The organism is Amycolatopsis sp. NPDC047767 (genome assembly GCF_040704195.1).
In the GTDB taxonomy this organism is placed as follows: domain Bacteria; phylum Actinomycetota; class Actinomycetes; order Mycobacteriales; family Pseudonocardiaceae; genus Amycolatopsis.
Genome location: NZ_JBEYSJ010000024.1, coordinates 106,341 through 118,693, shown reverse-complemented (window position 1 = coordinate 118,693; position 12,353 = coordinate 106,341). Strand labels below are relative to the sequence as shown.

Sequence of the window (12,353 nt, the reverse complement as noted above, 5' to 3'; positions counted from 1 at the left end):
AAAATACGCCTGCCGGGGCGAGATCCGCGATCCTCCGTCCGGCTGTACCGGACGCGAGAATTGCGCTTCCGGTGCGGCAGAAGGAGTCCGGCCTGACCGGACGCTTCGGCTGCGTTCCGCCGGCGCGACCTCTAGCGTGCCGAGGATGTCCAGCGTGTTCCGGATGTCCCCCGAGAGGAGCCCGCGCGTGCCTGGTGCGACGCCGGAAGAACGGTTGCGAGCCACCGGTCTGACCTTGCCCGTGCTGCGGCCGGCCGCCGGCAACTACGTCGGCGCGTACCAGGAAGGGTCCCTCGTCCACCTCGCCGGGCAGGGCTCCGAGGACTGGTTCGGCCGGGTGGGCGACACCCTCACGGCCGAAGACGGCTACGCGGCCGCGCGCGAATGCATGCTGCACCTGCTGGCCCAGCTGCGGCAGACGCTCGGCAGCCTCGACCGGGTGCGCGGCATCGCGAAGGTCGTCGGCTACGTCTCGTGCACCGACGACTTCACCGGTGTCGCGCAGGTCCTCAACGGCGCGTCCGACCTGCTGGTCGAGGTCTTCGGCGACGTCGGGCGCCATCCCCGCTCGGTCGTCGGCGCGAAGGCGTTGCCCAAGGGAATCGCCGTCGAGGTGGACATGATCGCGGTCGTGGAGCCCGCCGGCCGCTGACCGGCGGGCTCCACGCGGTCACGGGATGATGGCGGTGACCACGCCACCGTCGACCCGCAGCGCGCCACCGGTCGTCGCCGCGGCTTGGTCGGAGGCGACGTAGGTGATCATGTTCGCCACTTCCTCGGGACGGATCAGCCGGCCGAGCAGCGACGTCGGCCGCTCGTTCGTCATGAACTGCCGCTCCGCGCCGGCGAAGTCGAGGTCCGGGTACAGACCCTGCACGAACTCGCGCACGCCTTCGGTCAGCGTCGGTCCGGGCAGGACACTGTTCACGGTGACGCCCGCGCCCGCCACTTCCTGGGCCATGCCACGGGAAATCGCCAGCTGGGCGGTTTTCGTCATGCCGTAGTGGACCATCTCGGTCGGGTTCTGGATCGCCGACTCGCTGCTGACGAAGATCACCCGGCCCCAGCCGCGCGCGACCATCCGCGGTGTGTAGTGCCGGGCCAGGCGCACGCCCGAGAGCACGTTGACCTCGTAGATCCGCAGCCAGTCGGCGTCGGGGATCTCGAACACCGGTACCGGCGCGAAGTAGCCCGCGTTGTTCACGAGCACGTCCACGTCGGGCAGCTGTTCGACGAGGGACGCCACGCCCTCGGCCGTGCCGACGTCGGCCGCGATCCCGCGTGCGCCAAGGCGTTTGGCGACCTCGTCGACGCGGTCGGCGTTGCGGCCGTTGACCACCACGTCGGCGCCTGCGGCGGCGAGTGCGGCCGCCGTGGCCGCGCCGATCCCGGACGTCGACCCGGTGACCAGCGCGGTCCGGCCGTTGAAGTCGAGCTTCACGAAGGTCTCCGATCAGGCCAGGCCGAGCTGCTGGTTGAAGGTCTGGTTGTCCCAGAACAGGAATTCCTCGTCCATGGTGCCGCGGCGGTTCCAGATGCCGACGGTGGCCATGTTGATCGCGTACTTGCGGCCGGTCGGCTTGATGAAGCCGCCCTTGCCGTCGGGCATCGGGCGAGTGAAGGTGCCCTGCATGACGCCGGTGACGGCGGTGAGCTCGTTTTTGGCCACGCGCAAGGGATGCGAGTGGATGCGCGTGTCGGGCGCCCAGACGAACATCGCGGCGAGGTCGGCGATGTGCTGGTCGATGCCGTCGGTGTAGTGCCCGTCGGGCCAGTGCACGCGGATGTTGCGCGCGTGGCTCTCGCCGAGGCGCTCCCAGTCGGCGTGGGAGAACACGTCGAAGTCGAGCTCGTCGAACGTCTCCAGGTGCATGCGCTCGTCGTGCGTGAGGTTGCGCGGGTACGGCGGGTTGGGCACGGGGTGCGCGGCCGGGTCCGGCAGCAGCGGCTGCCCGGCGGCCTCGGCCACGTTCCCACTGGCGACGGCGGTGAGGGCGAAGGCACCGAACGCGGCGGCGGCGCCGCCTTTGAGTGCGGTACGGCGATCCATGACTACTCTCTTTCGGCTGGCAGGGGGAGTTCGCGCCCGGTCGCCCAGGCGTGGCTGGTGGAGACGATGGCGGTGACGACGTCGAGTTCGGCCTCGTCGCGAGGCCCGTAGACGAGGACCATGCCCGGCGTGAGCCGGATCCCGGCGAGCGGATGCGCGACGGCCCAGCCGCGTTCGATCGCTTGCGCGGCAAGGGAAACCGGCAGGGCGACGTGCAGGGAACCGTCGGTGCGCGGGTGCAGGTGAGCGAACTCACCGGCCCGCGGCACGAGGAACGCGTCGGCCGGCCCCGCCTGCCCGTCCGCGACCATGAACCCGCGCGCGCCCGGCACGGAGATGGCCGACTGCGTGCTGTGCACCCCGGGCAGCGCGGCGACGCGGGCGAACAGCTTTTCCTGCAGCTCGGCCGGGGCGTTGCCGGTGAGCTGCTGCTGGGGAATGGTGACGCTGACGTCCGGCCGCTTTCCCGCGCGCAGCGGGAGCGTTTCGAGTGCGGCCCACCGTGCCGGCTGGAGTCCGGGCACCCGGCGCCGCCTGAGGAAGTCCGCGCGCTCGGCGAGCCAGCCGCCGAGGGAGGCCAGCGCGTCGGGTGCGATGCCGTGGCCCACCGGGTCGCGCCGCGCGATGGTGGGCGCTCCGGACTCGGCGATGAGGTAGCGCCAGGTGCGGTCCTGCAGGTCACGCGGGATGACCTGGTCGTGCTCCCCGTGCGCGAGGAACACGGGCAGCCCCGCCAGGCGCGCCGGATCGGTCGGCACGCCCGCGTCGAACGGCAAGGTCCCGTAGAGGATCGCGGCGCCGGCGAACCGGTCCGGATCGGCCAGGATCAGGCCGCCGGCGAACGCGGCCCCGCCGCTGAACCCGATCAGCAGCACGGGCCCGCGTTGCCGGTCGAGCCAGGTGCGGAACCAGTCCATGGTGGTGCGCAGCGACTCCGGCGTCGGACGGCCGATGCCGCGGTTGGCGAACCAGGCGAAGCCGCCGCCTTCCGCGATCGGTGCTCGCACTGCTGCGTAACGGAATCCGCTCGGCAACGCGTCGGCGAGCCCGATGATCTCGGTCTCGCGCGAGCCGCGGCCGTGCAGCAGCACGACCAGCGGTCCCTCGTCACCCCGGGTCTCGACGACCGGCTCGTTCATCGGAGTGCCGGCGTTCAGACGGTCGGGCCGAGCAGCGCCCAGCCGGACTGCCAGGGCCAGTTGTTGCCGGCGTTGAGGGCGATGTTGAGGAACGCCATCTCCTCCAGCGCGCGGGCCATGCGCAGGCCACCGGCGTCGATCGGGCGGAAACCGAGCGAGGTGAGCAGCTCCGCGACCACCTTCTTGGCGTCGGTGTCGTCGCCGGCGTAGAAGGCGTCGAGCCGGTGGCCGCTCTCGGTGGGGGTGCCGAGGCGGCCGGCGAAGATGGTGTTGAAGGCCTTGACCACGGCGGCGTCGGCGACCAGGCGCTGCAGCGTCTGCACGGCGGCGGTCTCTTCGATGTCGAGGTCGGTGAAGGTCGCGTTGAGCGGGTTGGTGGCGTCGACCACGACCTTGCCGCGCACGGCGGGCGCGATCTCCTGGGCGACGGCGCCGACGGCGGTGCCCGGCACGGCCAGCACCACGACGTCGGCGTCGGCCACCGCCTCGAGGTTGCTCGCCGCGGCCCGCGCGCCCGTCTCGGCGGCGACCTCGGCTGCCTTCTCGGGGCTGGTCGCGGTCAGGGTCACCGCGTGCCCGGCGTCGACGGCGGCCTTGCTGAGAGCCGAGCCGACGTTGCCGGCTCCGATGATGGCGATCCGCATGATTATCTGCTCCTTCAATATCTGACAGTTCAGATACTGACACGGTAACCACAAGATGCCTTCCGATGCAATAGCTGACGCGTCAACCTTTTCCGCGTACACTGGCGGCATGGACCCGATCGACGACCGCTTGATCACGACGTTCGGCAGGCTGGTCGAGGCCAGCAGCCAGCTGGAGCGCCGGCTCGGTCCCGCCATGCAGGCCGAGACCGGGCTGCAGCACACGTGGTTCGAGGTGCTGATCCGGCTCGCCCGCTCGGAGGGCGGGCAGCTGACGATGAGCGCGCTCGCGAATGAAGTGGCGCTCACCACAGGCGGCATCACGCGGCTGATCGACCGCATCGAGGCGGCCGGCTACGTCGAGCGCCGCCCGTGCCCGACCGACCGCCGGGTGGCCTACGCGGCCATCACCGACGCCGGGCGCAAGGTGCTTGACCAGGCCGCGACCGTGCACGCGCGCAACCTGCGCACCGCGTTCGCCGCGTTTTCCGAGGCCGATCTGGACACGCTCGACGGGCTGCTGGACCGCGTCCGGCGCGGTTTTGAGATTGCTTGAAGGTTCAAGTCCGGCGGCGTAGCGTTTGACTGAACGTTCAACTGCCAGCGCTTGGAGACGTCCGTGCGATTCCAGCTCCTCGACATCCTGCCGCACCTGCAGAACCCGGTCACCGGCCGAATCGTCAGCACGTCCGACCGGTATGCGCAGGCGTTGAACACCACGCAGCGCGCCGAGCAGGTCGGCTTCGACGCGGTGGCGCTCGGCGAGCGGCACGCGGGCCCGTTCCTCTCGGCCGGCGTGACCGTGCTGCTCGGCGCGATCGCCGCGACCACGAGCCGGGTCCGGATCCAGACCGGCGTCACCGTGCTGTCCATTTCGGACCCGGTGCGCATCGCCGAGGACTTCGCGACGATCGACCAGCTCTCCCGCGGCCGCGTCGAGATCGTGATCGGCAAGGGCAACGAGGCCCGGCAGCTGCCGATGTTCGGCGTCGAGCCCGGGCAGCAGTGGGACCAGCTGGCGGAGAAGTACGAGCTGCTCCGTCGCCTGTGGCGCGAGGAAAACGTGACGTGGGAAGGAAAGTTCCGCGGCGCGCTCGACGGGGTCACCACCCTGCCGCGCCCGTACGCGGGCGCACCCCGCGTCTGGCACGGCTCAGCGACCACGCTGACGTCCGCCGAACTCGCCGGGAAGTGGGGCGACCCGCTGTTCAGCGCCAACGCCATCCAGCCGCGCGACAACTACAAGGTCCTCATCGACCACTACCGCGCCGAGTACGACCGCCACGGCCACGACCCCCGCTACGCCTTCGTCGGCGCCGGCGCGGGTTTCCTGTACCTGGCCGATTCCACACAGGACGCTCGCGAGCACTTCGGCCCGGTGTACGAGAAGATGGTCGAGTTCTTCAACAAGCCGGGCAACCACACGCCGGGCAACGAGATGGTGTTCCGCGACATCGACCACGCCATCGCCGAAGGTCCCGTGCTGGTCGGCAGCCCGCAGCAGATCATCGACAAGATCCTGTACTTCCACGCCGCGTTCGGCCACGACCTCCAGTCGTTCAGCCTGCCCACGATGCTGCCGCACGAGCAGCAGCTCGAGATGCTGGAGCGCTTCGCCGCCGAGGTGATCCCCGTGGTGCGCAAGGAAGTCCCCACGACACTGTGGACAGACGCCGACCCGTACGGCGCCCGCCCCGCCTTCGCGGGCAAGCAGGTCCCCGACGCCGCCGCCACCATCGACGGCCGCTGAGTTTTTTTCCTGTCCGGCCAGGCAGGACGCGGAACTTGATCACCCCGATGGAGGTATCCGGTTCGGGCGGGCTTGCCGGTACCGTGAGCGCCGACTTCCCGGCCGAAAGGTGTTCAGCAGGTGTCGGACTCAGATCTCGCGGCGGGCGTCAGCTCCACCGCCCTCATGGTCGCGGCCGCGCGCGCCATCGAAACCCACCACCCGCACAGCCTGCTGCGCGACGAGTACGCCGAGCACTTCGTCCGCTCGGCCAGCTCCCCCGTCGCCCTGCCCACCCGCATCTCCGACGTCCCGCTCGGCGACGCCGACCCCTTCTGGGGCCACCTGGGCCGCTTCTTCGCCGTCCGCGCCCGCACCTTCGACGACTTCCTGGTCGACTCCGCCCCGCACACCCCGCAACTCGTCATCCTCGGCGCCGGCCTGGACACCCGCGCGCTGCGCCTGACTCTGCCCCCGTCGGCGACCTGCTACGAGATCGACCGCCCCGACGTCCTCGCCTTCAAGACGAAAGTCCTGGACTCCTTGGGCGCTCTTTCGCCTGTGCCCCACCACCTCCTCACGGCCGACCTCGCGGACGACTGGCCCTCGGTCCTCCTGGCCGCGGGCTTCGACCCCGCCGTCCCCACGACGTGGATCGCCGAAGGCCTCCTCCTCTACCTCCCCGCCCCGGTCGAGACCACCCTCATCACCACCCTCAACACCCTGTCGGCCCCCGGCAGCCGCGTCGGCCTGGAAACCCTCCCCGGCCAGGACTCCCTCCGCGACCACACGCTCTTCGACACGAGCACCTCGGAAACCGGGTCGCACTTGGGGAGCCTGTTCGATCCGGATCCCAGGCCGGATACGCCTGGTGCTCTTCGTTCGTCCGGGTGGACCGTCACGACGTCGCCGGTGGATGTCTTCAGCATGCGCTACGGCCGGGGGCCGGATCCGTCGATTCCGGGGCCGATCCTTCAGTCGCGGTTCACCTTTGGTGAGAAGGACTCGTGACCGAGGAGGGTTTCCGGGCGACGCCCGGAACAACCCTTCGTCGACCGGCCACTTACTCGGACTCCCGAGGATTTCTCAGCTGAACGCTTGCCGGTAGAACCGCGCGAAGGTCCCATCGTGCAGCGCGGCTTTGAGCCACTCATTCACCCGCGCGGTAAGGGGGCTGTTCTTCGGGAGCAGGTAGGCCTTGTGGTCCGACGTGAAGGGCTGGGCGGGGTGCACGGCGACGAGGCCGGGGTTCTTGCGGGCCTGGTATTCGGCCTCGATGGCGTCGGTGATCATCACGTCGGCGTGGCCGGTGAGGAGCTGGGCGAAGCACTGCGTGTTGTCCGGGGAGACGATGAGGGTGGCGTTGGGCAGGCGCTGCTTCGCGAAGGCGATGTTGGTGCCGCCGGTGTCCTCGAGGACGCGGGTGCCGCGGGTGTTGATCTGGGCGACGGTCTGGAAATCCGCGGCGCGGGCGGTGGTGGTGAGGGGCGTTTTGCCGTTGGCGAGGTAGGGCGCGGTGAAGTCGGCCTGCTGCTCTCGGGCCGGGGTGACGGAGATGCCGCCCATGGCGATGTCGCACGTCGGAAGGTCGTGCATCAACGTCGACCACGTCGTGGGGACGAAGGTGACCGCGCGGCCGAGGTGGGTGGCGAGGTCGCGGGCCATGTCGACGTCGATGCCGGAGTAGCGGCCGGTGGCGGGGTCGCGGTAGGTGAGAGGCTGGTAGTCGCCGGTGGTGCAGACCTTGAGTGGGGCCGGGGTGTTCGCGGAGCAGCTGGTCGCGAGGACCGCTGCGGCCAAGGCGACGACAGCGATGCGGGTCGGGATGGGCACGGAGACCTCCTCGTTGCTCGCGCTCGGTCAAGATCGTAATTCGCTTCGAGCGGAAACGGTGGCGGGCGCGGCGGCGCGAGCGGTCCACTGGTGCGGGTGAGGACGGCGTACGACGAGATCGCGGACTGGTACGAGGGACAGTTCCTGGGCGCGCAGCAGTCGGATCCGCTCGGGATCTCGGCCGCACTGCGGGAGCTGCTCGGGGAAGGCTCGGGCGCGTGCCTCGAGGTCGGGTGCGGCACGGGGGTTCACGCGGGCGTGCTGCGCGAGCTCGGGTGGACACCCGTCGGGGTCGACTTGTCGGCCGGGATGCTGCGGTACGGGCGCGAGCGGATGCCCGTCGCCCGCGCGGACGCGCAGCGGTTGCCGATGCGGGACAGCAGCGTGGACGCGGTCGTCGCTGTCATGGTGCACACCGACATGCCGGCGTACCCGGCCGTGCTGCACGAGGTTGCGCGGGTGCTGCGGCCGGGTGGGGTATTCGTGCACGTCGGGGTGCACCCGTGTTTCTGCGGCAGCTTCGCGGACCGAAGCGACCCGGCCGCGGCGGTGATCCGGGCGGGCTACCGCGAGCGCCACTGGACGAAGGATTCCTGGACGGACCAAGGGATCCGGGACAAGGTGGGCGCGGCGCACTGGCCGTTGCCGGAGCTGCTCAACGCATTGGTGGACGCGGGGTTCGGGCTCGAACGGTTCAGTGAGGGTGGGGAGCCGCTGCCGATCGTGTTATCGGTGCGGGCCAGATTTCCGATCGACGGCGGAGCAGCCGGGTCGGCATGATGGCCGCATGCTCATCAACTCGCGAGCCTTCCCCTACCCCTTCCGCGAGGTCCCGTGGCCGGAGATCGCCGTGAGGTTTCGCGAGATGGGGGACCGGCACCCGGAGTTCGCGCACATGGCGGACATCGTCGACAGCGTCCTCGACTGCGACGGCGCCTCCCGCCTGGCCGGGCTGACCTCGATGCACGACCTGATCGTCACGCCGCGCCCGGTGCCCGACCGGCTCCCGGTCGAGGTCGTCGTGGCGCGGTCGCCGTCGTCGGGGTTCGTCGGTGCCGGCGGGGTGTTCATCGAGCACCGCTCGCACACCGGGTACGACGATCGGATCTACCGGCCGAGTTCGGAGGCCGTGCCGCTGTTCTGGCGGTTCATGATCGAGAAGTTCGCTGTGGCGCCGGTGCGTACCGGGCGAATCAGCGACCCGGAAGCCGCTGCGTGATCGCGGGCATCCCCGTCGCCACCCCGTTCCGCGACAAGGGCAGCGTCTTCCACCACTGCGCCCCCACGCCGATGGCCCCTACCCGGCGTTGTATCGGACGTTCCAGTGAGAAGTCCATGATCGTCCTTACCACGCGTGCGGGTGGAGGAGGTCGGAAAGGCCCAGGCGGGTCAGGAACTGCGTGCGAGCCGCATCGGCGACGGTGCTGACTGCTTCGGAGCCGTCGTCGACCGGGTCGATGTGGACGCGGAAGGGGCGGGTGCCGTGGGGCAGGGCGACGAGGTCGGTGACGGCGGTGGCGACGGCGCCGGCGTCGATGTCCGGTGGGGCCAGGTCGGAGAGCCGCGCGGCGACGTGGTCGAGGAGGCCTGGGTAGGCGGCGTCATACGCGGCGGCGCGGGCGGTGTCGGAGGCCGCGTGGCCGTTGGCGAACAGCGAGGTGCCCTGGGCGAAGACGCCGGGGACGACGATCGTGGTCTCGATGTCGAAGCGGGCGAGCTCGGCGGCGTACGACACGGCGAAGGCGTCCATCGCCGCTTTGGCCGCGAAGTACGGCGCGAGGTACGGCGGGGTGCCGCCCTTGGTGCTGGAGGAGCCGATCCACACCACCAGACCGTGGCGACGCTCGCGGAAGCGCGGCAGCACCGCGCGGTTGACGCGTTGGGGGCCGGAGACGTTGGTGTCCATGACATCCGCGATGTCGGCCGGGGTGAACGCCTCGGCCGGGCCCAGGGCGAGGTACGCGGCGTTGTGGACGACGACGTCCAGCGGCTCGGCGATCGAGGCGACGGCGTTGTCCACCGAATCCTGCGAACGGACGTCGAGTTCCACCGCGCGCAGCGCCACTTCGCGGGAGGACGCGTAGGTCGCCAGCGCGGCGGCCGCGGGGGCGTTGCGGCCGGCGAGGTCGCGGATGCCCGCGTGGACGGTGTGGCCGGCGTCGGCCAGCGCGCGCACGATCAGCGCGCCGAAGCCGGAGCCCGCGCCGGTGACGAGGACGGTCTTGCCCATGGCACTCCTTGGTTCAACGTGGGCAGCCGTCGAACGGGGCTGCCGAATGGTCGAACCAGCGAACGCGCGGAAATCATTGCCCGGCAACGAACTTCGGCGTGATCCGTGGGTTTGGCGGGATTCGTGCCACCGACGAAAACGGCCCTCCCCCGCCGAACCGGCGAGGGAGGGCCGCAGGAACCGAACTCAGGCGCCGTACTTACTGGTGCACGTCGCGACAGTCGGCGACGTGAACCCGTCGCGGAAAGCCTCCACGCGGGCGAAACCCGAAGGTACCGTCGCCCCGGAAGGGTCGGAAGCGATGACGCTCTTGGGCGACAACAGCTCGGCGATGGCTTCGTCCAGGTCACCCGGTGAAAGCTCCAGCGTGGCCTTCTTGTCCGGCGTCAACGTGCCCGCCCACATGCCCGTCAGGCAGGCCGTGAGCTGGCCCGTGGAGGCCGTGTCCAAGCGCAGGCCGTAGGCCTTTTCGACCGACAGCGCGTAGCGGGAGGCCACCTCGGCGAACGCGGCGAAGTCGCCGAAGCCGCCGGAGGTGCCGCGCGACGGTGGGGTGCCGACGCGGCGCAGGGAGGTCAGGTCGACCGACACGGTGTCGGTCGACGGGCAGTACGCGGCGGGCGTGGTCACGCGAGCGTCCGAGCAGGACTCGGGGTCGGAGGTGAGCTTCGGGGCGCCCTTGGGGAACGCGGCGCGCAGGCTCGACTCCAGGTCCTGCAGGTTCGCCGGGTCGACGACGTCGAGGTTGCCCTTGCCGTCGCCCGTGTCGAGGTCCTTCGACGAGAAGGGCAGCTGGCTGGTGCGGCTCACGACCTCGGCGTTGTCGATGGCGGCGCAGCGCTTCGGGCCGTCGGTGAAGCCGAACTGGAAGGCGGACACGCGGTCGAACGCGCTGCCGTGGGCGCCGGCGGTGTCGAAGCTGGAGCCGGCGGAGTCGCGGATGAAGAAGAGCGTGGCCATGATCTGGTTGAGGCCCGTGCCGGTGGACACCTGGAAGTGCGGCGAATTGCCCTCGGCCACCCAGCGGAAGAAGGTGCCGGCGTAGCAGTCGGCCTGCTGTTCCTTCACGATCGACGGGGTGTTGGGGCTCAGGCCGAGCCGCGTCTGCACGGCGTGGCCCAGTTCGTGGGCCAGCACGGCGACCACGGACATCGGGCCGAAGGAGTCGTTCAGCATGGGCAACAGCTCGCCGCGGTCCCACGCGACGAGGTCTCCGGAGGGGCAGTAGAACGCGTTCACGAGGCCGGCGGTGCTGGAGCCGCAGAGGTTCAGGCCCTGGCCGCGCGAGTCGTAGGAGATGAGCTGCCCGACGGGTTTGTAGTCCTTGCCGAAGCTCTCCGGCAGCTGCTCGGTCCAGTACTGCTGGACGTCGGCGACGGCGTTGGCGGCGAGCTTGTCGATCGCGCCGCCGTCGGTGTTGACCACGGGCAGGTCGGTGTCCGCGACGCCGGCCTTCGGTCCGCTGGGACCGTCGGTGATGGCGAGGCCGGCGACCTTGGCCGGGTCGGGCCGGTCGACGCCCGCGCTGCCCTGGACGGCCGTGGTGCACCCGGCCACCAGCACGGCGCCCACGACCAGCGTCGCCACCCACGTGAACCGCGAAATCATTGCTCCTCCAAGGAAAAAGAGCCGATGCGACCGAGAGGCCGCACCGGCTCGAAGTAGATCAGGCGCCGAAGTGGACAGACTGGATGGCGTCGTCGAAGCCGATCGTGGAGAGGTCCTTCACGTCGCTGTCGACGACCGTGGACTTGCCGGTGCAGTTCGGGCCGGTCCACAGCTTGAGGGTGCCGTCGGTGGTCAGCGACGAGGTGACGCCGGGGCGGGCGAGGTTCTGGCAGGCGTTGTCACCGGAACCGAAGGACAGGCCCTGCGAGGCACCGTTGTCGCTGAAGAACGCGTCGTCGAACAGGATCGTGCTGGTGGCGGCCTTCGAGCCGCCCGACGGGGTCGGGTTGTCCGACGGCGGGGTGGCGGTGCCGGAGCCCGAACCGTCGAGCACCTTGCCACCGGTCGGGCTCATGCCGAACCAGGTGCCGCCGACGCCTTCACCGTTGGTGTCGCCCGGGTTCTTGTCGCCGGAGAACGTGTAGGCGGGCCAGTTGCCGATCGTCAGCTGCAGCGAGCCGTCGTCGCGCTTCACGACGCCGATCGCGGACTTCTTGATGCCGGCGATGAAGACCTTGGTGCCCTTGGTGACCTTGACCGGCGGCCACTTCTTCTCGCAGTCACCGTTGCAAGTGGACTTCGGCGGCTTCGGGGAGTCGTTGTCGAAGCGGTAGATCGTCATCCCGGCGCCGTTGATCACGACCGGGTTCAGGTTGCCCGCCTTGCCGGCTCGCAGCGACACCCACTTGGTGCGCACGTCGGCGGGCGCGCCGGCCGGGGCGAGGTCGCCGGTGTCCCGAGCGGCGTTGTTGCTGCGGGCGGTGCCACTCAGCAGGTCGAGGCCACCGGCGTCGCCGGCGTTCACCGCCGCACCGGCCGGGGCCGCGCTCGGGGTGCCGTCCGTCTGACCGCCGCAGGCCGACAGAAGGGCCGCGCCCGCCGTCACGAAGGCAGCGAAAAACAGGGCGTGCTTGCGGAACATGGGGGAACTCCAAGGGGGTTCGACCGGGGCTCCCGGACCGTCCGGAGCCGCTCTTGCCCGTGACACGGGGCTGGGGTCGTGTTCGGTTCACGTGAGTTCGGAAGTTTTTTGGGGAATCGCGAACTCGCAGGTCACGCG

14 protein-coding genes are annotated in these 12,353 nt (G+C 70.3%); 6 read left to right on the top strand and 8 right to left on the bottom strand.

Annotated features, from left to right (window positions below):
- Positions 1-145 precede the first annotated feature (145 nt).
- Entirely contained in the window at positions 146-652 is a 507-nt protein-coding gene (locus AB0878_RS34140) for a RidA family protein (RefSeq protein ID WP_366584327.1), read from the top strand.
- Between the two features lie 18 nt (positions 653-670).
- Here the strand turns inward: AB0878_RS34140 and AB0878_RS34135 are convergent, their stop codons facing one another.
- Genes AB0878_RS34135 through AB0878_RS34120 form a run of 4 tightly spaced genes read right to left on the bottom strand, consistent with a single transcriptional unit; the run spans position 671 to position 3,833 of the window.
- Positions 671-1,441, bottom strand: a complete 771-nt coding sequence (locus AB0878_RS34135; protein ID WP_366584326.1) for an SDR family oxidoreductase — start codon at positions 1,439-1,441, stop codon at positions 671-673.
- A 12-nt stretch (positions 1,442-1,453) separates the two neighbouring features.
- Complete coding sequence (locus AB0878_RS34130) at positions 1,454-2,050, bottom strand: ester cyclase (RefSeq protein ID WP_366584325.1); 597 nt, start codon at positions 2,048-2,050, stop codon at positions 1,454-1,456.
- A 2-nt stretch (positions 2,051-2,052) separates the two neighbouring features.
- A complete protein-coding gene (locus AB0878_RS34125) occupies positions 2,053-3,189 on the bottom strand; it encodes a luciferase family protein (protein ID WP_366584324.1) in 1,137 nt (378 codons plus the stop codon).
- Positions 3,190-3,203: 14 nt separating this feature from the next.
- Positions 3,204-3,833, bottom strand: coding sequence for an NADPH-dependent F420 reductase (locus tag AB0878_RS34120; RefSeq protein WP_366584323.1), 630 nt, complete (start codon positions 3,831-3,833; stop codon positions 3,204-3,206).
- 109 nt (positions 3,834-3,942) lie between these two features.
- Here AB0878_RS34120 and AB0878_RS34115 point away from each other — a divergent pair, with 109 nt between their 5' ends.
- From AB0878_RS34115 to AB0878_RS34105, 3 genes are all read left to right on the top strand, one after another.
- Entirely contained in the window at positions 3,943-4,389 is a 447-nt protein-coding gene (locus AB0878_RS34115) for a MarR family transcriptional regulator (RefSeq protein ID WP_366584322.1), read from the top strand.
- 63 nt (positions 4,390-4,452) lie between these two features.
- Positions 4,453-5,583, top strand: a complete 1,131-nt coding sequence (locus AB0878_RS34110; protein WP_366584321.1) for an LLM class flavin-dependent oxidoreductase — start codon at positions 4,453-4,455, stop codon at positions 5,581-5,583.
- Between the two features lie 120 nt (positions 5,584-5,703).
- Positions 5,704-6,573 (top strand): SAM-dependent methyltransferase, encoded by an 870-nt coding sequence (locus AB0878_RS34105; protein WP_366584320.1) that lies wholly within the window; start codon positions 5,704-5,706, stop codon positions 6,571-6,573.
- Between the two features lie 75 nt (positions 6,574-6,648).
- On the opposite strand, the gene AB0878_RS34100 is transcribed toward AB0878_RS34105, so the two are convergent.
- A complete protein-coding gene (locus AB0878_RS34100; protein ID WP_366584319.1) occupies positions 6,649-7,395 on the bottom strand; it encodes a transporter substrate-binding domain-containing protein in 747 nt (248 codons plus the stop codon).
- A gap of 96 nt (positions 7,396-7,491) precedes the next feature.
- Here AB0878_RS34100 and AB0878_RS34095 point away from each other — a divergent pair, with 96 nt between their 5' ends.
- Both AB0878_RS34095 and AB0878_RS34090 read left to right on the top strand, forming a co-directional pair.
- Positions 7,492-8,175, top strand: a complete 684-nt coding sequence (locus tag AB0878_RS34095; RefSeq protein WP_366584318.1) for a class I SAM-dependent methyltransferase — start codon at positions 7,492-7,494, stop codon at positions 8,173-8,175.
- Between the two features lie 7 nt (positions 8,176-8,182).
- Complete coding sequence (locus AB0878_RS34090) at positions 8,183-8,614, top strand: hypothetical protein (protein ID WP_366584317.1); 432 nt, start codon at positions 8,183-8,185, stop codon at positions 8,612-8,614.
- A gap of 126 nt (positions 8,615-8,740) precedes the next feature.
- On the opposite strand, the gene AB0878_RS34085 is transcribed toward AB0878_RS34090, so the two are convergent.
- From AB0878_RS34085 to AB0878_RS34075, 3 genes are all read right to left on the bottom strand, one after another.
- A complete protein-coding gene (locus tag AB0878_RS34085; protein WP_366584316.1) occupies positions 8,741-9,625 on the bottom strand; it encodes an SDR family NAD(P)-dependent oxidoreductase in 885 nt (294 codons plus the stop codon).
- 186 nt (positions 9,626-9,811) lie between these two features.
- Positions 9,812-11,233, bottom strand: coding sequence for a neutral zinc metallopeptidase (locus AB0878_RS34080; RefSeq protein WP_366584315.1), 1,422 nt, complete (start codon positions 11,231-11,233; stop codon positions 9,812-9,814).
- 58 nt (positions 11,234-11,291) lie between these two features.
- Positions 11,292-12,215, bottom strand: coding sequence for a hypothetical protein (locus AB0878_RS34075; RefSeq protein WP_366584314.1), 924 nt, complete (start codon positions 12,213-12,215; stop codon positions 11,292-11,294).
- Positions 12,216-12,353: the final 138 nt, after the last annotated feature.

Coding starts and splice junctions, on each gene's coding strand:
- AB0878_RS34075 (WP_366584314.1), bottom strand. CDS start 12,215: ATGTTCCGCAAGCACGCCCTGTTTTTCGCTGCCTTCGTGACGGCGGGC.
- AB0878_RS34115 (WP_366584322.1), top strand. CDS start 3,943: ATGGACCCGATCGACGACCGCTTGATCACGACGTTCGGCAGGCTGGTC.
- AB0878_RS34120 (WP_366584323.1), bottom strand. CDS start 3,833: ATGCGGATCGCCATCATCGGAGCCGGCAACGTCGGCTCGGCTCTCAGC.
- AB0878_RS34130 (WP_366584325.1), bottom strand. CDS start 2,050: ATGGATCGCCGTACCGCACTCAAAGGCGGCGCCGCCGCCGCGTTCGGT.
- AB0878_RS34125 (WP_366584324.1), bottom strand. CDS start 3,189: ATGAACGAGCCGGTCGTCGAGACCCGGGGTGACGAGGGACCGCTGGTC.
- AB0878_RS34080 (WP_366584315.1), bottom strand. CDS start 11,233: ATGATTTCGCGGTTCACGTGGGTGGCGACGCTGGTCGTGGGCGCCGTG.
- AB0878_RS34085 (WP_366584316.1), bottom strand. CDS start 9,625: ATGGGCAAGACCGTCCTCGTCACCGGCGCGGGCTCCGGCTTCGGCGCG.
- AB0878_RS34140 (WP_366584327.1), top strand. CDS start 146: ATGTCCAGCGTGTTCCGGATGTCCCCCGAGAGGAGCCCGCGCGTGCCT.
- AB0878_RS34090 (WP_366584317.1), top strand. CDS start 8,183: ATGCTCATCAACTCGCGAGCCTTCCCCTACCCCTTCCGCGAGGTCCCG.